Origin of the sequence: Occultella gossypii (assembly GCF_019947135.1) — a bacterium.
GTDB classification, from domain to species: Bacteria; Actinomycetota; Actinomycetes; order Actinomycetales; family Beutenbergiaceae; genus Occultella; species Occultella gossypii.
This window is the reverse complement of sequence record NZ_JAGSHT010000028.1, coordinates 11,935-30,438: the sequence shown is the minus strand read 5'-3', so window position 1 is coordinate 30,438 and position 18,504 is coordinate 11,935. Positions and strand designations below refer to the sequence as shown.

Sequence of the window (18,504 nt, the reverse complement as noted above, 5' to 3'; positions counted from 1 at the left end):
CCTCCCGCGATATTGACGTGATCAACATTGATTGGTCAGTGATCAATGCCTGTGGTCTCGTGAGGCTACCCGACACCGCCATAGGAGGATCCGATGCAGTCACCGTCGCGCATGGACAATGCCCCGATCGACGTCCCGCGTGGGCTCACGAACGTCGTCGTCACCGAGACCGAGCTCAGTGACGTGCGTGGCCACGAGGGCTTCTATCACTACCGCCAGTACTCGGCCACGGAGCTCGCCGCTTCCCGAACGGTGGAGGATGTCTGGAAACTGCTGCTCGACGGCGAACTGCCCGACGCCGCGGCCGGTGACGAGTTCGCCGCCGAGGTGGCCGCCCAGGCACCGTTGTCACAGGATCTGGCCGGGATCCTGCCCATCATCGCGCGGGATGCCGGCCCGGCAGATCCGCTCGCCGGCCTGCGCGCCGCCCTCGCCCTCGAGGGATCCCAGCGTGGCCTGCTGCCGCTCTACGACCTCACCCGCGAGCAACGTCGCGACGACCTGATCGGCCTCGCCGCTCGCGTGCCCACGATCGTCGCGGCGCTCGCCCGGCTGCGGGCGGGGGACCGACCGGTCGAGCCCCGCCCGGACCTCGGACTGGTCGCGAACTACCTGTACATGCTGCGCGGGGAGGAGGCCGAGGATGCACACGTGGCGGCGCTGTCCGCGTACCTGGTGGCGGCCATCGACCACGGCTTCAATGCCTCGACCTTCGCCACCCGGGTGATCGCGTCGACCGGCGCCGATGCCGCGTCCTGCCTCGTCGGCGCCCTCGGCGCACTGTCCGGGCCGTTGCACGGCGGCGCGCCCAGCCGAGCCCTCGACAGCCTCGACGAGATCGGCACCCCGGGGCACATCGACGCCTGGGTGAGCGAGCAACTGCGAGCCGGCGTGAGGATCATGGGATTCGGGCACCCCGTCTATCGGACCGAGGACCCGCGCTCAGCCTTGCTGAAGCGGGTCGCCCAGGGCTTCGGGGGACCGCGCGTCGACTTCGCGGTCGCCGTCGAGGAGCGGATCCCCGTGCTTCTCGAACGGCACAAGCCGGGGCGTGCCCTGCACACCAACCTCGAGTGGTACGCGGCCGTCGTGATGGAACACATCGGGTTCGAGCGCACCCTCTTCACCCCGACCTTCGCAGCCGCGCGCGTCCTCGGCTGGACCGCGAACGTCCTGGAGCAGAGCACGGACACCAAGATCATCCGCCCATCCGCGCGCTATGTCGGCCCGCCGGCGCCGCAACCGGTGCCGGCCCGGACCTGACCGGGTCAGTGCCCCCGGTCGATCCACTCCTGCCGGTGCGGGGCCTCCGCGCCGATCGTCGTGTCATCGCCGTGGCCGGTGTGCACCACCGTGGTGGGCGGCAGGGTCAGCAACTGCTCGGTGATCGAGTCGATGATCGTCGGGAAGTGCGAGAAGGACCGCCCGGTCGCGCCGGGACCACCCTGGAACAGGGTGTCCCCGGTGAACACCGCGCCGAGGTCCGGGCTGTGGAAGCTGCACGAGCCGGGGGAATGACCCGGCGTGTGCAACACCTCGAGGGTGACGTCGCCGATGGTGAACGTGTCGCCGTCGGTCAGGTCCGAGTCGGGACCGACACCCGGGTGGGTCCGGTCCCAGAGCTCCCGATCCGCCGGGTGCAGGTAGGTGTGCGTACCGAAGTCGCCGGCGAGCTGGCAGGCGACGCCGATGTGGTCGTCGTGGGCGTGGGTGAGCAGGATGCCCCGCACCTGGCGCCCGGCCACGGCGGCGGTGATGGCGTCGACGTCGTGGGCGGCGTCGATGAGGACGCATTCCGAGTCGTCACCGACCACCCAGACGTTGTTGTCGACCTCCCAGGTGCCGCCGTCGAGCGAGAACGTGCCCGAGGTGACCACCTTGTCGACGCGCGTGCCGGTGGGGTTGTCGTTCGTCGTGCTCATACGGTCGCTCCTTCCAGCACCACGACGCTGCGCAGCACGGCGCCGTCGTGCATCTTCGTGAATGCGGCCTCGATGTCGCCCAACCCGATCCGTTCGGACACGAACGCGTCGAGGTCGAGCCGGCCCTGCAGATACAGGTCGATCAGCATCGGGAAGTCCCGGCTGGGTAGGCAGTCGCCGTACCAGGAGGACTTCAGGGCGCCACCGCGGCCGAACACGTCGGCGAGCGGCAGTTCGAGCGTCATGGTCGGGTTCGGCACGCCGACCAACACCACGACGCCCGCCAGGTCCCGGGCGTAGAACGCCTGCTTGTACGTCTCCGGGCGGCCGACGGCGTCGATCACCACGTCCGCGCCGAAGCCGCCGGTCAGCTCGCGGATCGCCTCGACCGGGTCCGTGCGGGAGGAGTTCACCGTGTGGGTGGCGCCGGCGCCCTTGGCCCACTCGAGCTTGGTGTCCTCGACGTCGACGGCGATGATCGTGCCCGCGCCGGCGAGCGCGGCGCCCATGATCGCGGCGTCGCCGACGCCGCCGCAGCCGAGCACCGCGACGGTGTCGCCGCGGGTCACGCCGCCGGTGTTGATCGCGGCCCCGATGCCCGCCATCACCCCACAGCCGAGCAGCCCGGCCGCCTCGGGGGCCGCGGCGGGGTCCACCTTGGTGCACTGCCCGGCGGCGACCAGGGTCTTCTCCGCGAACGCGCCGATGCCGAGGGCGGGCGAGAGCTCGGTCCCGTCCTCGAGCGTCATCTTCTGGGTGGCGTTGTGGGTGGCGAAGCAGTACCACGGCCGGCCCCGCAGGCACGCCCGGCACTGGCCGCACACGGCCCGCCAGTTCAGGATGACGTAGTCGCCCGGCGCCACCTCGGTGACCCCGGGGCCGACCTCCTCGACGATCCCGGCCGCCTCGTGGCCGAGCAGGAACGGGAACTCGTCGTTGATGCCGCCGTCCCGGTAGTGCAGGTCGGTGTGGCAGACGCCGCACGCCTGGATCCGCACGACCGCCTCACCGGCACCGGGATCGGGGATCACGATCGTCGTCAGTTCGACGGGGGCATCCTTGGCGCGGGCGATGACGCCCTGGACCTTCTGGGGCACGGCGGATCCTCAGGGTTCGGGTTCGGGGGTTCGCGGCCAGCCTAACCAGGACCCGCCGGGTTGGGCGGATCTCAGGGTGTCCGGCGCCGCAGCGTGGCGGACCCGAGCGCGAGCATCCCGACGATGAAGGCCACCAGGACGACCAACGGAAGCGTCAGGTCGGGTACGGACTCCCGGGCCACCTCGTTCATGGCGTCGACGGCGTAGGACAACGGCAGGACGTTGGAGACGATCTCCAGGAACCGGGGCAGGTCGGCGCGCGGCACCAGCAGTCCGCACAACAGCACCTGTGGGAGCACGATGGCCGGCATGAACTGGACCGCCTGGAACTCGGTGTTCGCGAACGCACTGACGAACAGGCCGAGGGCCACACCGAGGAGTGAATCGAGCACCGCGATCAGCACCAGCAGCGCCCACGGACCCTGCACCTCGAGGCCGAGCGGGCCCAGCATGAGCGCCGAGGCGAGCAGCGCTTGCACGGTGGCCATCACGCCGAAGGCCAGCGCGTAGCCGCCGAGGAAGGAGATCTTCGACAGCGGCAGGGTGAGCAGTCGCTCCAGGGTGCCCGATCGGCGCTCGCGCAGCGTCGCGATCGAGGTGATGAGGAACATGATGATCATCGGGAACAGGGCGAGCAGGGCGGGGCCGATGCTCGTGAACGTCGGGCCGCCGTCGTAGATCCACCAGAGCAGGGTGAGCAGCACGCACGGGACGACGAGGATCATCGCGATCGTGCGCGGGTCATGTCGCAACTGGCGCAGCACCCGGGCCGCGGTGGCGATCACGGCGTCCGGCCCTCCCGTACGAGGGCGAGGAAGGCCTGCTCGGCGGAGTCCGTACCGGTCCGGGTCAGCAGGTCCGCCGGGGTGCCCTGCGCGAGGACCCGTCCCGCGCGCAGCAACACCAGGCGATCGCAACGGACCGCCTCGTCCATGACGTGCGAGGAGACGAGCACGGCGGTTCCGCTCGCGGCGATCTGGGCGAACGTGTGCCACAGGGAGTCCCGGAGCACCGGGTCCAGGCCGACGGTCGGCTCGTCGAGCACCACCAGGCGCGGCCGGCCGAGCAGCGCCGCGGCCAGATTCACCCGCGAGGCCTCGCCGCCGGAGAGGGTAGCGGTCAGCTGGCGGCGCTGCGGTCCCAGGTCCACCACCTCCAGCACCCGGTCGGTGTCCGCGCGCACGTCGGCGACGCCGAGGACCCGGGCGAAGTACTGCAGGTTCTCCGCGACGGTGAGGTCGGGATAGACGCTCGGCGCCTGTGTGACGTATCCGACCTCGCGCCGCAGCGGCGCACTGCCTGCCGGATGGCCGAGCACGGTCACGGAACCGGCCGCGGTCACCTGCACGCCGAGGATCGACCGGATCAGGGTGGTCTTGCCCGAGCCGGAAGGGCCGAGCAGACCGGTGATGAGCCCCTCGGCGACGGTCACGTCCACACCGTCCAGGGCTGTGGTGGGGCCGCGGATCACCCGCAGTCCGCGCACCTGGACGACGCTCCCGGCGGTGGTCACCATGCGGTGAATGATCCTCCTCGGACCGCGGCGGCGGTGCTCAGGCGCCGATCAGATCCTCCAGCGCGTCGAGGTCGTCCAGCAGTGCCATCTCGCGCGCGTCCAGGCCGCCCGCGCCCGCGCGCATCCGCAGGTCGTCCTCGTCGCAGGTCCCGGCGATGCGGCCGAGGACGGCGTCTCGTTCGGCCCGGGCAGCGGCCAGGCTCAGTTCCTCACGCAACTGGGCGATTCGTCCGTTCATCCCTCGCGCTCCCTTCCCGCCGACTCGGGGCCGGGCCGACGGCGACCCGGCAGTCCTGGCTCGGCGTTGTCCTGACTATGCACCCGCGGGCCGACATCACGGGCGAGGTGCGCGGGCGCGCCGCGATCACAGCATCCGGTTCAGCAGCCGGTCCCGGTCGAGGAACTGGTGCTTGAGTACCAGACCGACGTGGGCGACCAGGGCCACCAGGAACACGACGTGCGTTGCGATGTGCACGATCAGCCCGGCATCGTCGTCGACGAGGGGCAACGGGGCCGGCCACTCGTAGGGGCCGACATCCCACTCGGTGTCCGTGGCGAACAGCAGGGCGAGCCCGGTGACCGGGATCGCGAACATCAGCACGTACAGGGTGCGCTCGACCACCGTCGCGACGCGGCGCTCGGCTGCGGAGAGCCCGGGCGCCCAGTCCGGCAGGCCGCCGACGCGGCGCCACCACACGCGCACGCACGCGAGCACGAGGATCGTGGCGCCGAGCACCGCGTGCGGCACGATCCACCAGTCCTCCTCACCACCGAAGAACAGGTCGGCGGCCCACTCGAGCAGGTCGTCGAACCGGTCGATCGAATAGCCCAGGACGAACTGGATCCCCATGGCCACGGCCATGGCCCAGTGCAACACCTTCGTGACCGTGCCGTAGCCGGTCGAGGCACCGTACGGGCTCATGCCGGTGCATCCTCCTCCAGGTGGGCCGGCACGTCGAGGCGTGTCGTTGCGGTACGCCCGTGGTGGAGTGGCGCCCCAGCCGGCCGAATCTCAGTCGGTGAAACACTCGCGGCGTCGCGGGTGGGACGAGTACCATCGAAATCAATCACCATCCAGAGCGGTCGAGAGTCCTGGCTCGTCGACGCCGCAGCAACCCCCCAACGGAAGCCTCCCGAGGGGAAGGGTGCTAAAGCCAGGGTCGATGGAGTTCACATGAAGGCACCACAAGCGCCCGGGGCGCTGCGATGAGCACGGCGAGCCTGTACGGGGCACCGGGCGAGCGTCCCACGATCTCGTTCGAGCTGTACCCGCCCCGCACCCCCAAGGGCGAGGTCTCACTCCAGCGGACGGTCGCGGACCTGGCCCAGATCGGGCCGGACTACTTCTCCGTGACGTACGGCGCCTCCGGGGCGACCCGGCAGACGTCGCGCGACCTGCTCTGCACGATCCTGCGGGACACGCCGGTCACCCCGATCGCGCACCTGACCTGCGTCGGGGCGTCCGAGGCGGACCTGACCGAGTACATCGGCGGGCTGCTCGACGAGGGCGTCCGCGACTTCCTCGCCCTGCGCGGGGATCCACCGGCCGGCCAGGAGGACTGGCAGCCGCACCCGGAGGGTCTGACCCGGGCGAGCCAGCTCGTCGCCCTGCTGCGGGGCATCGTCGCGACGCGGCTCGGGCCGGCGGACCCGGTGAGCATCTCGGTGGCTGCCTATCCCGGCGGCGCCTACGGGCCGGACGGGCGGGCCGTGGTGGACCCGAGCGATGTGGCCGCCCTGCTCGAGAAGCAGGAGGCGGGCGCGGACTTCGCGATCACCCAGGTCTTCTTCGACCCGGCCCACTACGCCGAACTGGTGTCCGCCGCGCGAGCCGGGGGCGTCCGGATCCCGATCATCCCCGGGCTCATCCCGCTCACCGACCCGAAGCGGCTGCGCCGGCTCGAGGAACTGACGGGGGTCCGGGTACCGCGGCAACTGCTGGACTCCCTCGACGCCGCCGCGGACCCCGCCGAGACGTACCGACGGGGTCTGGCCGCGAGCGTGGACCTGATTGACGGCGTCCTCGCGGCCGGTGCGCCCGGCCTGCACCTGTACACGTTCAACTCATCGAAGGCCGCGCTCGATCTCCTCGACCGGGCCGGACTCACCCCATCAGTCGCCCTGGGGGGCGCTTCCCCTCAGTGACCGTGCCGGCCTGACCCGAGTGTGCCCGTGATGGCGGGCGCACCGGTCCGGCCCGGCAATCGAGACAACCGATCGGCCCCGCGGCCGACGGGGGTCGCCGCACCCTGCTCGAACCACACCGGACAAGAAGGAGCACCACCATGTCGTTGCACGAAGGCCCCGTCCCCGCGTTCCCGGCCGCCACCATCCTCGGCTACCCCCGGATCGGGCCGCGCCGCGAGCTCAAGCGCGCCGTTGAGTCGTTCTGGGCCGGCCGCAGCACGGCGCCGGAGCTCATCGCGGTGGCCCGGGACCTCCGCGCGCGGACCCGGACCCACCTGACCGGCCTCGGCCTGGGCACCGAGGACGCCTCGATCCCGTCGGACTTCACCTTCTACGACCAGGTGCTGTCCGTGGCGGCTCACCTGGGCGCGATCCCGGAACGGTTCGCGCACCTGCGCGGCCCCGACGGCGCGCTCGACCTCGCGGGCATGTTCACCCTGGCGCGGGGCGAGGGTGATCTGGCCCCCCTGGAGATGACCAAGTGGTTCGACTCCAACTACCACTACCTCGTCCCGGAGATCGGCCCGGAGACGGAGTTCCGCCTGGTCGAGACCCCAAGCGTGTCGGCATTCGCAGCCGGCCTTGCCGACGGCGTGGTGACCCGGCCCGTGCTGGTCGGCCCGGTCACGTTCCTGCTACTGGCCAAGCCGAGCGAGTCGGCGCCGGAGGGCTTCTCCCCGCTGTCCCGGCTCGACGACCTGCTGGCCGCCTATGCGGACTGGCTGCGCGCGTTCGCCGACGCGGGCGCCACCTGGGTGCAGATCGACGAACCGGCCCTGGTGAGCGACACCTGGGCGGAGCCGTCCGCGCAGGTGAACGCCGCCGTCGGGCGTGCCTACCAGGCACTCTCCGTGGACCTGGCGCGCCCGGAGCGGCCGGCCGTGTTCGTGGCCACGCCCTACGGCCCGCTCGGGGAACGGTTCGCGGACCTGGCGGGTACCGGCGTCGAGGCCATCGGGCTGGACCTGGTCCGCGGCGAGGCACCCGCGATCGACGACGCGGTCCGCACCTCCCTTGCGGGCCGGACCGTCGTGGCGGGCGTCGTCGACGGTCACAACATCTGGCGCACCGACCTGGACGCCGCCGCCGCGGCCGTGGCCGCGTTGCGCGCGGACCTCGGGCCGGACGTCGACGTCGCCGTGTCCACCTCCACGTCGCTGTTCCACGTGCCGCACACCACCTCCGACGAGCCCGACCTGCCGCAGCGGCTGCTGTCGTGGCTCGCGTTCGCCGACGAGAAGGTCGGCGAGGTGCTCGCGCTGGCCGCCGGGCCGGACGCAGCGGGGGAGGCGTTCGCCCACTCCCGCGAGGTCGCCGCGGACCGGGCCGGTGCGCCCGGAGTCGTGGTCCCGGCCGTCCGGGAGCGCGCCGCCGGCCTCACCGACGCCGACTTCCACCGCAGCGGCTACGACGTGCGGGTCACCGCCCAGGACGCGGTACTGGACCTGCCGGCCCTGCCCACGACCACGATCGGGTCCTTCCCGCAGACCTCCGAGCTCCGTGGCGCCCGGGCGAGCCTGCGCAAGGGGGAGATCACCGCCGAGCAGTACGCGGAGGCGATGCGTGCCGAGATCGCCCATGTGATCGAGCTGCAGGAGAAGCTCGGCCTGGACGTGCTCGTGCACGGCGAACCCGAGCGCAACGACATGGTCCAGTACTTCGCGGAGAACCTCGACGGGTTCGCCGTCACGCAGAACGGCTGGGTCCAGTCCTACGGGTCGCGCTGCACCCGCCCGTCCATCCTCTGGGGCGACGTCTCCCGGCCCGCACCGATCACGGTGGACTGGTCCCGGCACGCGGCCTCGCTCACGAGCCACCCGGTCAAGGGCATGCTCACCGGCCCGGTGACGATCCTCGCCTGGTCCTTCGTGCGCGACGACCAGCCGCTCGCGGACACGGCGAACCAGGTCGCACTGGCCCTGCGGGACGAGATCGCCGACCTCGAGGCGGCGGGCATCGGGATCGTCCAGGTCGACGAGCCCGCCCTGCGGGAACTGCTGCCGCTGCGCCGCGCCGACCAGAGCGCGTACCTGGACTGGTCGGTGGCCTCGTTCCGGCTCGCGACCGCGGGTGCGGCGGACGCCACCCAGATCCACACCCACCTGTGCTACTCGGAGTTCGGCGAGGTCATCGGCGCGATCGACGGCCTCGACGCGGACGTGACCTCGATCGAGGCGGCGCGGTCGAAGATGGAGATCCTGCCGGATATCAACTCGTCCGGGTTCGCGCGCGGCATCGGCCCCGGCGTGTACGACATCCACTCACCCCGCGTGCCGAGCACGGCCGAGATCACCGACCTGTTGACGGCGGCGCTGGCCTCGGTCGGTGAGCGCAAGCTCTGGGTGAACCCGGACTGCGGCCTGAAGACCCGCGGCTACCCCGAGACGATCGCCTCGCTGGAGAATCTCGTCGCGGCGACCCGCTCGGTCCGGGAGCGGCTCGGGGCGCCGGTCCAGGGCTGAGGCGACCACCTGCCCGACGGCGGCCGCGCACATGGGCGCGCGGCCCGCCGTCGGGCCTTGCTCACCGGGTACGTCGACCTGCGAGACTTGGGCGATGAATCCGATGAATCCGATGGCTCGCGGCCTGGTCGTGACCGCCATGCTCTCCGGAGCGCTCATCGTCGTGGCCGTGCTGCTCTGGGTGTCCGAGGTGATCGGGTTGCCGCTGTTCCTCGGCGCGGTCGTGCTGATCTCGGTCGCCCAGATGGGTGTCACGATGCGGATCCTGGCCAAACAGAAGCAGGCCATGCAGGGTCGGGCGGCGGCACGGGACGACCGGTCGCCCGGAGACGGCTTCGACCCGATGAAGAAGTTCCGCTGACCTTCGGCCTCCGCCGCGCCACGGGCTATTCGCCGAGCGGGCGCTGCTCGATTCCCAGCACGTCGTCGGCGAGCCGCTGGTTGCCTGCCGTCAGACCGCCGTCGACCATGATCGTGGTGCCGGTGATCCAGGACGCCTCGTCGGAGGCGACGAACGCGGTCAGGGCGGCGATGTCCTCCGGTGTTCCGAGACGGCGCAAGGGATACCAGGACCTGAGCCGGTCCACGATGTCAGGATCGCGATCGAGGCGCGCGTCCCAGGCGCCCGGGGTCAGCACGGTCCCGATCCCGAGTGCGAGCGCGCGAACGCCGTCGGGTCCGTAGCGCACCGCGATGCTGCGGGTGAGCGACTCGACGCCCGCCTTGGCCGCGCTGTAGGCCTCGTTGCCGAAGTACTGGTGGGCGTTGACCGAGGCCATGTTCACGATGACGCCGCGGCCGCGCCGGCGCATCCCCGGCAGGACCGCCCGGCTGCACAGGAAGACCGACCGCAGTGCGATCGCTACCTGTTCGTCCCACCGTGCGGGCGTGGTCCCGAGCACATCGTCGTCGTAGGCGTACGCGGCGTTGTTGATGAGGAAGTCGACGGCGCCCCACCGGTCCTGCACGCGGGTCACCAGGGCGTCGACCGCGTCGTCGTCGGTGATGTCGAGCGCTTCGGTGAGGATCGTCGCCGGGGCGCCGAGGTCCTGCGCGAGCGCGGCGAGGCCGTCGGCGTTGCGGTCCACGAGGACGAGGCAGGTGCGCGCGTCCGCGAACCGGTGGGTCAGCGCGCGGCCGATCCCGCCCGCGGCGCCGGTGATCAGGACCACCCGGGCCGCGCCGTTCGCCGGCGCGGCCGGGTCGGCGGACGCGCTCATCCGCGTTGCACCGCGACGACGTCGATCTCGACGAGGATGTCCATGAGGTCTGAGCCGACGGTGGTGCGGACCGGGCGGTGGTCACCGAACCGCTCGGCGTAGACCGCATTGAAGGCGGCGAAGTCGCGCTTGAGGTGCTCCAGGTGCACGGTCGCCTTGATCACGTCGCTCAGATCGAGGCCGACGACGGCGAGGGCTCGCTCGACGTTGTCGAGCGTTGCCTCGGTCTGTGCCTCGACGCCGTCCGGGACGGTGCCGGTGGCCGGTTCCTGAGGTCCGAAGCCCGCGGTCCAGACCAGCCCGGCGGCGGTGCCGACGTGGGAGTAGGGGCCGGCGGGGGTGGGCAGGGCGTCACTGATCTGCATCTCGGGCACGGGGATCTTCCTTCGGGTATCGGGTGGGAACGGTTCAGTCTTGCCAGGTCAGGGGGGCGCCAGGCCGGGCCCTTGTGAGCTCGCCGTCGCGGAGCACCCGCACGCCGCCGACCCAGACGTCGCTGATGCCGGTGGCGAGGCGTTGCGGCTCGGCGTAGGTCGCGGTATCCGTGACCGTGCGTGGGTCGATCAGTACGAGGTCGGCCGGGGCGCCGGGTCGGATGTGGCCGCGACCACCGAGCCCGAACCGGGCCCCGGGCCTGGCGGCGAGGTGCACGGCGGCCTCCGCCCAGCTCCAGTCGCCGAGGTCGCGGACGTGCCGGGCCAGGTACCTGGCGAACGTTCCCCAGGCCCGGGGATGCGGATGGCCGCCGACGAAGATGCCGTCCGACCCGCCCATGTGACCACGATGTCGCAGCAGGGCACGGACGTCGCCCTCGGTGCTCGTCGAGGGTTGCTGGAACACCGCGGTCACGGCGCCGGCGGTGTCGGCGATCAGGTCGAGCACCATCGTCGGGGCGTCCCGGTCGAGCACCTCGGCGGCTGCCCGGAGCGTCAGCCCTTCCAGGTCGGGGCGTCCCGGAACGCCGGCGAGCGTGATCCGGTCCAGCTCCTGCGCGACGGTGTCGCCCCAGCCGGGTGGCATGCACGCGAGCGCATCGGGTTGTGACAGGCGTTCCACCAGGTCCTCCGGAGCCAGCCTGAGCAGGTCCCAGGGCAGCAGCGGCACGCTCAGCAGGCTGAACCCGGACAGGTACGGGTAGGAGTCGAAGGTCAGGTCCAGCCCGTCCCCGGCGGCACGATCGATCGTGGCCAGGAGCTCCTGCGCCGGTCCGTGCAGGTGGGAGATGTGTGCGCCGACACCGCTGCGGCGGGCGATCGCCAGCACCTCGCCGAGGCCGACGGCGGACTCGGCCTCGTACCCGCGCATGTGGGTGACGTAGGGCCGGCCGGCCGCGGCGAGCGGGCCGGCCAGCACGACGAACTCGTCGACGTCGGCGTGCACGCCCGGGATGTAGTGCAGCCCGGTCGAGAGCCCGACGGCACCGTCGGCGAGCCCCGCCTCGACGTCGTCCCGCAGCGCGGCGACCTCGCCGGCATCCAGGCGCTCGCGCAGCCCGGCCCGCTGGTACCTCATCGACCCGTGCGGGAGCAGGTGGGCGGTGTTGAGGCGCAGCTCGCCCGCGAGCGTGGCGCGATACTCCGCCAGCGTCCCGGCCGGCTCCGACGTGCCGTTGATGCCTGCGAAGTACCGCGAGCCCCACGCACCGCCGTCAGCGCCCGCGCCCGCATGTGAGACGCCGTCCTGGCCGGTGACGACGGTCGTCACGCCCTGGCGCAACAGCGCGTGCTGCACGTGCGCCTGCCCGATGACGGCATCGGTGTGCGAGTGTGCGTCGATGAAGCCGGGCAGGAGCACCGCCCCGGGCGCCGACACGATCTCGGCCGCGGTGACCGCGGCGAGCTTCCCGACCGCCACGATCACGCCGTCGGCCACGGCGACGTCCGCGGGCACCGGCACGCCGCCCGAGCCGTCTATGACGGTCGCGCCGCGTACCAGCAGGTCCGCGATCATGGCGCACCGTCGATGATCGCGCGGATCTCCGGGAGCCGGTCGAGCAGCGCGGCCAACGGAGTACGGTAGCGGACGGCGCTGATGCTGATGCCCCCGGTCGGCTCGGTGCCGGGTCCCCACCAGACCGGCACAGCGAGGCAGGCGATGCCCAGCTCGTTCTCCTCGTCCTCGTTCGCGTAACCCTGGTCGCGGGCGCGGGCGAGCTCGGTCGCGAAAGCGTCCGGCGCGACGATCGTCGCTTCGGTACGGGCTTCGAGCTCGCCGCCGGTGAGCCAGGCCCGGACCTGGGGCTCGTCGGTCAGGCGATGCGCGAGCAGGACCTTCCCGACGGCGGTGGAGTGGGCTGGGTTGCGGCCACCGATCACCGAGGTCAGCCGGACCGCGCGATCGGGCGGGTCGACCTTGCCGCGGTAGACCACGTCGCGGCCGTCGAGCACGGCGTAGTGCGCGGTCTCGCCGAACCGCTCGGCCAGCGCCGCCAGGATCGGCTGCGCCCGCAGGTGGTCGGTCTGCTGCTCGTGGTAGGTGAAGGCGAGCCGCAGGTACTGGTCGCCGAGACAGTAGTGGCCACGTTCGTCGCGGCGCGCGAAGCCGATCCGGCACAGGAGTGCGAGCCCCCGGTGGATCGTGGGCTTGGAGCCGCCGACGACGGCCGCGAGCTCATCCAGCGTCGCGCCCTGGCCATGCTCGGCGAGGGCACGGAGCAGGACGAGGACCCGTTCCGCGCCGACGACCTGTGCCTTCTCGCCCATGCCCGACAGGATAGGGCCTTTCAGGTCCCTGGCGCACGATTCAAATAGTTGAGACAAGTGGATCGAGCGAGGGTGCTCGCAGGGCACTCGAACCCGGCACCGCACGATCGTGGTGGGCCGACGCAGTAGCGCAGGTCGAGTGCCTGCGGTGAGGAATCCAGGTCTGGAGGCCGTCAGTGACGGCGGCTCCGGCGCTCGCGGGCGTCGCTGCAGAGCGTGATGAACGCGCCGAGCGCGGTCAATTCGTTCGGGTCCCACGGCAGGTGCCGGGTCAGGCCGGGTGAGCGGATCACGATCGCCGCCCACTTGCCCCGGGAGATCGCCACGTTCAGCCGGTTGCGGGAGAGCACGAAGCCGAGCCCGCGCGGCGCATCGTCCGCGCTGGATGCGGCCAGGCTGAGCAGCACGACGGCGGCTTCCTGGCCCTGGAACTTGTCCACCGTGCCGACCCGGACCGCCTCCAGGCCCGCATCGGCGAGGTCGTGCCGGATGCGCTGCACCTGGGCGTTGTAGGCGGCGACGACGAGGATGTCCGCCGGGGCCAACGGGCGCGCCTCGGCGCTATCGGCCCTGTCGGCCCTGTCGGCAACGTCGGCCCTGTCGGCACTTTCGGCACTGTTGGCGCGGTCGGAACTGTCCGTCCAGCGCTTGCCGAGCAGTGCCTGGATCTGCGCGACGACCTCCGCGGACTCCTCGGGGGAGTCCACGACGTTGCCGCGGTGCGGCACCCGCACCACGTGCACTCCCGCGTCGAGGCCCTCGAGGTGCCGCCGCGCGGTCCGCGGGTGACTGTGCAACTGGTGGTCGTAGGCGAGCGTCGAGACCGCCTCGCACAACGCCGGGTGGAGCCGCCACGTCCGGTCCAGGAAGTAGCCGCGACTCGGCGGCAGGGTGGCGTGACCCTCGGTGAGCCAGCCGAGCGCCGAGACGTCGACGGGCGCGTCATGGGTGCCTTGGCTGACCTGCGGCAGCTGCTGCGGATCGCCGAGCAGCAGTAGTCGGCGGGCGGCCGTGGCGACGGCGATCGTGTTCGCGAGCGAGAACTGGCCAGCCTCGTCGACGACCAGTAGGTCGAGGTCCCCGACGGCGAACCGGCGCCGGTTCGTGAAGTCCCAGGCGGTGCCGCCGATCACCGCGCCGGCGCTGCCGTGGCGTTCGAGGAACTCCTGGTGCTGGTAGGTGTCCACGCGCACCCACGGTGGCGCATTCCGGTCATGTTCGACGGCGGGACGGAAGTCGGTCGGGATGCTCGCGTCGATGCTGCCGCCGCGCTTGCCGACCTGCGCGCCAGGGACACCGGCCTCGATCACCCCGCCCAGGAAGTGTTCGACGACCGCGTGCGACTGCGCGACCACGCCGACCCGCCACCCGAACCGCTGCACCAGTGCGGCGATGACTCGGGTGCCCAGGTAGGTCTTGCCGGTGCCAGGTGGGCCCTGGACCGCGACGTAGGAGTCGTCGGCACCGAGCACCGCGTCGGTGACCGCGCTGATGTGGTCCGCGCCGATGTGGTCGCCACCTACCCCGTCGACGGCGGAGCCCGGGCCGGGCACGCTGACGGCGGCGTGGGGGAGCGTTCCGCCGTGCCGCTGCCGGGGCGGTACTCGACGCAACACGTCGAGAGCCGCCTGAGCCGGCAGCAGCCAGGTATCGGGACCAGTCGAGGGCCGCGGCGGGGCACCCACCGCCCGCTCCTCGTCCCGTTCCGGTTCCAGACGAACGCCGGTCTCGACGGCAATCGTTGCTGCCTCGCCACCGCCACCCTCGACCACAGTCGGCGAGCTTGCCGTGTTCGCGTCGGTGGCCCGCGCAGTCAGCATGGTCGGCGCAGGCGGCGCGGTCGAGGCTGCCGTGCCGTCGTCCACGACCGCCTGGGCGACCAACTCGATGGCGGACCGGAGCGAGGCGGCGGACGGCGGTGCGCCTGGGGTGATCAGGACCGGCAGGACGTCGTGCTCGACCACGTCCCGGGCGAGCCACTCCGCGATGACCAGAACGTCCTCGCCGTCGCTGTTCTCGCCCCGACTGATCACCCGGGCGCCCGAGGTGGCGCGCTCGTGTCCCTCGGGGACCCGCATGCCGTCGGGAACCGGCGGGGGATAGACGCAGTACACCTCGGAGCCGGCGCCGACGATGCTGCCGGTGCCCAGCGCCCCGGTGAGCTCGAGGACCCGCGTGGGCCGCCGACCCTCCGGTCCGGACCAGTCCTCGACGACCCTGCCCCCGTGCACCTCGAGCACGTCCCGGGCGTCCACCCAGTCCCGCCGCGGCGCGTCGAGCCGTTCGAAGTGAGCCCGCCAGAACGGCTCGTCCTCGCGGCGGTGGTACTCGAGGGCGGCGGCGAGGAGCGGAGCGGCCGGGTCCGACGTCCGGGCCAGCAACGCCCGGGCGAGGATCTGTGCGGTCGTCTCCTCGGTCTCCTCCTCGACGGCCATGGCAGGCTCGGTCGCGATCCCGGCGGTGCTCGTCTCCGGAGACTCCATCGGGCTGGCACCGGCACCGAGGGCCAGCGCGGCCTCACGCAGCACGGCGAGCGTCCGGTCCCGCTGCTCGAGCAGCCAATCCCGCAGCCGAAGCGTGGAGACGCAGTCGTACCGGTTGTAATCGGCGAGCTCGGCGAGGCGCGCGGCATGGCCGGCGTCGTCCCCGGCGGCGCGCATGGCCATGGCTTCCTCGTACGCGACCACCGAGTCCCCACCGCTGGTGACGCCCGACGCGTCCCGGAGCTCCGCGCCCATGTACAGCGGCTCGAGTTTCTTGAGGGAGTAGGAGCGCTGGGAGATCCGGACGCCGTCCTTGACGGTCTTGTACAGGTCGACGAGGACCCCGTCGGCGATGAGGTCCTCGACCTCGTCCGCGCCGAACCCGTGGCGTTGCGCGAGGTTGCGCAGCGCGGACTGCTCGTAGGCTGCGTAGTGGTAGATGTGCAGTTGCGGATGCGCGGCGCGGCGCTGCGCCACGTACGCCAGAAAACTCCGGAGCGCCTGCGCCTCCTCGGCGCGATCGTGCGCCCAGAACGTCACATAGCGCTCCTCGGGGCCGGCCTCGACGAGACCGAAGAGGTACTCAAGGCCCCACTCGGTCCGGTCGGAGTCGACCCACATCGGATCGCCCTCGAAGTCGAAGAAGATGTCGCCGGCATCGGGTGCGGGCAGTGCCTCGAGGGCCGTCACCGTGTGCACCTCGCTGAAGACCGTCGGCGTGGCCCCCGGGCCCTGGACAGCGCGCGCCTCCGCCTCCTCCTGCCGCAGCTGCAGTCGAGCCTGTCCGCGCAGCCGGTCCAGAGTGGCCGGCCGGATCTTCGGTATCGGTCCCGTGCTGGCCGCGAGGTCGTCGATCGTGGTGATGCCCGCGGCCCGGAGGGCGTTCCGGTTCCCGCTGCGCACCCCCCAGACGAGCTTGACGTCACGGGCCGGCTCGAGCTCGGCCGCACAGTAGTCACACCACAGGCAGGCCCGGTACCGCTCGTCGCCCCAGTCGACCGGCCCGTCATCGAGGCGGTGTTCGTCCAGCAGGTGCTGGACCTGCTCGCGCTGCTCGCGCAGGACGGCAACGCCGTCGGCCGTCGGGTGCGACGTGACGACGTCGTCGCCGAGGTGCAGGTGGGTGTACTCGGCCACGTCGATCCCGGCTCGGAGCAGCTGGTCCGCGTACGCGGCGACCTGCATCACGGCCGGCGACTTCGCCGAGCGGCTCAGCTTCGCGTCGACGACGGCGTAGCTCGGCCGACCGCCGACGTCGCCCTCGCGGACCAGGAAGTCCGCGCGCCCATGGAACCGCCCGTCGAAGAAGCCGGCCTGGGCCACCACATCCGCGCCCGCGTGGAGCGCCGCGATGGTTCGTGCATGCTGGTCCTCGAGTGCCGCCCGGGTGTACTCGGTGGGTGGGCCGATCTCCACGACGCCGGCGCCGAACCGCTGCCGGTACTGCTCGAGTACCCGTTCCTCGTGCTCGTTGCCCAACCGGGCGGCCCGGTCCAGGAACGCGTTCTCCACCTCGAGCTTCGGGACCCGGCCGAGGCGTTCGTCGAGCTTGCGCAGCGCGGCGAACTCACAGCCGACGGCGGTCGACAGGTCGCTGGCGGAGTAGACGAGCACGTCATCGAGCAGGAACACGCCCGCCTCCCTCCACTTGTTCGACCGAGGTCGCTCTGACGAAACGTGGTCCGACCCGGCCCTGTTCGACCGTGCTCTGCCACTCGACATGAGCGGAGCGGCCCGTCCGATCCAGGTTCCGTGAGGCTATCGCGGTCCGCCGACATCCCAACTCCGGCCGACATCCCGGCCGTGCCCGGCATCCCACCCCAGTCGCCACCGCGGCGGTGCCCGGCATCAGCCGTCCGGCCACCATCTCGGCCCGAGCCGCCGGCGCCCCCGGGCACTCCTGCGCCAGCACCTGCGCCAGCGCACCGAACTCGGCGCCGCTGACGCCGAGCGCGTACGTCGCCTTCACCCGGATCTGCTGCACGGCGTAGGCGCAGTGGAACCCGGTGTTCGGCGGGAGCCAGTCGGCGGCATCGTCGGCGCCCTTGTCCTGATTCGCCGGACCGTCCACGGCGATCAGGTTGCCGGGGTCGTTCGCGAACGCGAGGGCGCGTTCCGGTGGCCAGTGGGACGCGCCCTTGCGCCAGGCGTCGGCGAGGGCGACCACGTGATCGATCTGCACCTCGGCGCTGGTGCTCGGTCCCCGCACGAACGGCACGAGATGACCGGTGTAGGGGTCGGACAGGGAACCCGAGACCACCAAGCACGGCTTCAAAGCGTCTAAGACGACATCGTCGAGCCAGACCGCGAGGACGTCGTTGCGGGTGTCGCACCCGTTCCGGTCGACATCGGACCACGGCTCTCCGAAGAACTCCCGCTCGTAGTCGGCGAGGCCCAGCGGCTCCACGACCGCCAATGAGGCGAGGTCGGTGCGGGCGGCTGCGACCAGCTCGGCCGGCACCGGGTACGGCGGCGGTGCCCGCACCTGCGCCCACCACTGCGGCACCACCAGCACCAGGGCGAGCGCAAGAAGCACCAGCACCGCGAGCGACGCCACCGGCCGCGCTCGCGACGTCTCCTCCGGTTCGGGCAGCATGTGGGCGAGCCTGCCTGCATGACCCGGCCCTGCGCCGTCGGGCCCTGTCCAGTTGTGGATAACCGAACGGCGCGGCGTCGGCGGTGGACACCGCGCATGCTCAACCGCACCCCTGGCGGACACCGGGCGGGCTCATCCCCCCGGAGTTGCCCAGGCCCGGCGTCCGCGGCGCCTCGATGGGGCGCGAGGGTCAACGGGCGTGGAGACCACGCCCTCGACGGTCACCACATTCACCGTTGCGTCTGAACCGATGGGGCGCGGCAGGTGAACGATAGGTGAACCACCGATGAAGCCTGGTGGCGGATGCGTGCCGCGCTCT

The 18,504-nt window shown here is 71.8% G+C and carries 16 protein-coding genes and 1 riboswitch; of the genes, 4 read left to right on the top strand and 12 right to left on the bottom strand.

Features of this window, described 5'->3' with window-relative positions; all coding sequences use genetic code 11:
- Positions 1–93: 93 nt before the first annotated feature.
- A complete protein-coding gene (locus tag KCQ71_RS25075; RefSeq protein ID WP_223411425.1) occupies positions 94–1,263 on the top strand; it encodes a citrate synthase in 1,170 nt (389 codons plus the stop codon).
- Between the two features lie 5 nt (positions 1,264–1,268).
- On the opposite strand, the gene KCQ71_RS25070 is transcribed toward KCQ71_RS25075, so the two are convergent.
- From KCQ71_RS25070 to KCQ71_RS25045, 6 genes are all read right to left on the bottom strand, one after another.
- On the bottom strand, positions 1,269–1,922 hold the full coding sequence (locus tag KCQ71_RS25070) for an MBL fold metallo-hydrolase (protein ID WP_223411424.1): 654 nt from the start codon (positions 1,920–1,922) through the stop codon (positions 1,269–1,271).
- Positions 1,919–3,019, bottom strand: coding sequence for an S-(hydroxymethyl)mycothiol dehydrogenase (locus KCQ71_RS25065; RefSeq protein ID WP_223411423.1), 1,101 nt, complete (start codon positions 3,017–3,019; stop codon positions 1,919–1,921). Before KCQ71_RS25065 ends, KCQ71_RS25070 begins: the two co-directional genes overlap by 4 nt.
- 71 nt (positions 3,020–3,090) lie before the next feature.
- Positions 3,091–3,804 (bottom strand): ABC transporter permease, encoded by a 714-nt coding sequence (locus tag KCQ71_RS25060; protein WP_223411422.1) that lies wholly within the window; start codon positions 3,802–3,804, stop codon positions 3,091–3,093.
- The gene (locus KCQ71_RS25055; protein WP_223411421.1) at positions 3,801–4,535 is read right to left on the bottom strand and encodes an ABC transporter ATP-binding protein; all 735 of its coding nucleotides are present in this window, start codon (positions 4,533–4,535) and stop codon (positions 3,801–3,803) included. Before KCQ71_RS25055 ends, KCQ71_RS25060 begins: the two co-directional genes overlap by 4 nt.
- Positions 4,536–4,572: 37 nt before the next feature.
- Positions 4,573–4,773, bottom strand: coding sequence for a hypothetical protein (locus KCQ71_RS25050; RefSeq protein WP_154792203.1), 201 nt, complete (start codon positions 4,771–4,773; stop codon positions 4,573–4,575).
- 126 nt (positions 4,774–4,899) lie between these two features.
- Positions 4,900–5,457 (bottom strand): cytochrome b, encoded by a 558-nt coding sequence (locus KCQ71_RS25045; protein ID WP_223411420.1) that lies wholly within the window; start codon positions 5,455–5,457, stop codon positions 4,900–4,902.
- 145 nt (positions 5,458–5,602) lie between these two features.
- Positions 5,603–5,705: riboswitch (SAM riboswitch) on the top strand.
- Between the two features lie 36 nt (positions 5,706–5,741).
- Between KCQ71_RS25045 and KCQ71_RS25040 the strand changes: the two genes are divergently transcribed.
- The 3 genes from KCQ71_RS25040 to KCQ71_RS25030 all read left to right on the top strand — a co-directional run bounded on the left by KCQ71_RS25040 (position 5,742) and on the right by KCQ71_RS25030 (position 9,545).
- The gene (locus KCQ71_RS25040) at positions 5,742–6,680 is read left to right on the top strand and encodes a methylenetetrahydrofolate reductase (protein WP_223411419.1); all 939 of its coding nucleotides are present in this window, start codon (positions 5,742–5,744) and stop codon (positions 6,678–6,680) included.
- A 140-nt stretch (positions 6,681–6,820) separates the two neighbouring features.
- Positions 6,821–9,184 carry a 5-methyltetrahydropteroyltriglutamate--homocysteine S-methyltransferase gene (gene metE, locus KCQ71_RS25035; RefSeq protein WP_223411418.1) on the top strand — a complete coding sequence of 788 codons (2,364 nt, stop codon included), beginning with the start codon at positions 6,821–6,823 and terminating at the stop codon, positions 9,182–9,184.
- 94 nt (positions 9,185–9,278) lie between these two features.
- Positions 9,279–9,545 (top strand): hypothetical protein, encoded by a 267-nt coding sequence (locus KCQ71_RS25030; protein WP_223411417.1) that lies wholly within the window; start codon positions 9,279–9,281, stop codon positions 9,543–9,545.
- Positions 9,546–9,570: 25 nt separating this feature from the next.
- On the opposite strand, the gene KCQ71_RS25025 is transcribed toward KCQ71_RS25030, so the two are convergent.
- The 6 genes from KCQ71_RS25025 to KCQ71_RS25000 all read right to left on the bottom strand — a co-directional run bounded on the left by KCQ71_RS25025 (position 9,571) and on the right by KCQ71_RS25000 (position 18,185).
- Positions 9,571–10,404 carry an SDR family NAD(P)-dependent oxidoreductase gene (locus KCQ71_RS25025; RefSeq protein WP_223411416.1) on the bottom strand — a complete coding sequence of 278 codons (834 nt, stop codon included), beginning with the start codon at positions 10,402–10,404 and terminating at the stop codon, positions 9,571–9,573.
- A complete protein-coding gene (locus KCQ71_RS25020; protein WP_223411469.1) occupies positions 10,401–10,769 on the bottom strand; it encodes a RidA family protein in 369 nt (122 codons plus the stop codon). The genes KCQ71_RS25025 and KCQ71_RS25020 overlap by 4 nt, the downstream gene beginning before the upstream one ends.
- Positions 10,770–10,812: 43 nt before the next feature.
- The gene (locus KCQ71_RS25015) at positions 10,813–12,354 is read right to left on the bottom strand and encodes an N-acyl-D-amino-acid deacylase family protein (RefSeq protein WP_223411415.1); all 1,542 of its coding nucleotides are present in this window, start codon (positions 12,352–12,354) and stop codon (positions 10,813–10,815) included.
- Positions 12,351–13,106, bottom strand: a complete 756-nt coding sequence (locus tag KCQ71_RS25010; protein WP_223411414.1) for an IclR family transcriptional regulator — start codon at positions 13,104–13,106, stop codon at positions 12,351–12,353. Before KCQ71_RS25010 ends, KCQ71_RS25015 begins: the two co-directional genes overlap by 4 nt.
- 173 nt (positions 13,107–13,279) lie before the next feature.
- Positions 13,280–17,221 carry a TM0106 family RecB-like putative nuclease gene (locus KCQ71_RS25005; protein WP_223411413.1) on the bottom strand — a complete coding sequence of 1,314 codons (3,942 nt, stop codon included), beginning with the start codon at positions 17,219–17,221 and terminating at the stop codon, positions 13,280–13,282.
- The gene (locus tag KCQ71_RS25000; RefSeq protein WP_223411412.1) at positions 17,205–18,185 is read right to left on the bottom strand and encodes an HNH endonuclease family protein; all 981 of its coding nucleotides are present in this window, start codon (positions 18,183–18,185) and stop codon (positions 17,205–17,207) included. The genes KCQ71_RS25005 and KCQ71_RS25000 overlap by 17 nt, the downstream gene beginning before the upstream one ends.
- Positions 18,186–18,504: the final 319 nt, after the last annotated feature.

What these genes read in the sequence shown, in the direction of transcription:
- KCQ71_RS25015 (WP_223411415.1), bottom strand. Translation starts at nt 12,354, where the DNA reads ATGATCGCGGACCTGCTGGTACGCGGCGCGACCGTCATAGACGGCTCG.
- KCQ71_RS25045 (WP_223411420.1), bottom strand. Translation starts at nt 5,457, where the DNA reads ATGAGCCCGTACGGTGCCTCGACCGGCTACGGCACGGTCACGAAGGTG.
- metE (WP_223411418.1), top strand. Translation starts at nt 6,821, where the DNA reads ATGTCGTTGCACGAAGGCCCCGTCCCCGCGTTCCCGGCCGCCACCATC.
- KCQ71_RS25025 (WP_223411416.1), bottom strand. Translation starts at nt 10,404, where the DNA reads ATGAGCGCGTCCGCCGACCCGGCCGCGCCGGCGAACGGCGCGGCCCGG.
- KCQ71_RS25040 (WP_223411419.1), top strand. Translation starts at nt 5,742, where the DNA reads ATGAGCACGGCGAGCCTGTACGGGGCACCGGGCGAGCGTCCCACGATC.
- KCQ71_RS25075 (WP_223411425.1), top strand. Translation starts at nt 94, where the DNA reads ATGCAGTCACCGTCGCGCATGGACAATGCCCCGATCGACGTCCCGCGT.
- KCQ71_RS25055 (WP_223411421.1), bottom strand. Translation starts at nt 4,535, where the DNA reads ATGGTGACCACCGCCGGGAGCGTCGTCCAGGTGCGCGGACTGCGGGTG.
- KCQ71_RS25050 (WP_154792203.1), bottom strand. Translation starts at nt 4,773, where the DNA reads ATGAACGGACGAATCGCCCAGTTGCGTGAGGAACTGAGCCTGGCCGCT.
- KCQ71_RS25000 (WP_223411412.1), bottom strand. Translation starts at nt 18,185, where the DNA reads ATGCTGCCCGAACCGGAGGAGACGTCGCGAGCGCGGCCGGTGGCGTCG.
- KCQ71_RS25020 (WP_223411469.1), bottom strand. Translation starts at nt 10,769, where the DNA reads ATGCAGATCAGTGACGCCCTGCCCACCCCCGCCGGCCCCTACTCCCAC.
- KCQ71_RS25030 (WP_223411417.1), top strand. Translation starts at nt 9,279, where the DNA reads ATGAATCCGATGAATCCGATGGCTCGCGGCCTGGTCGTGACCGCCATG.
- KCQ71_RS25070 (WP_223411424.1), bottom strand. Translation starts at nt 1,922, where the DNA reads ATGAGCACGACGAACGACAACCCCACCGGCACGCGCGTCGACAAGGTG.
- KCQ71_RS25010 (WP_223411414.1), bottom strand. Translation starts at nt 13,106, where the DNA reads ATGGGCGAGAAGGCACAGGTCGTCGGCGCGGAACGGGTCCTCGTCCTG.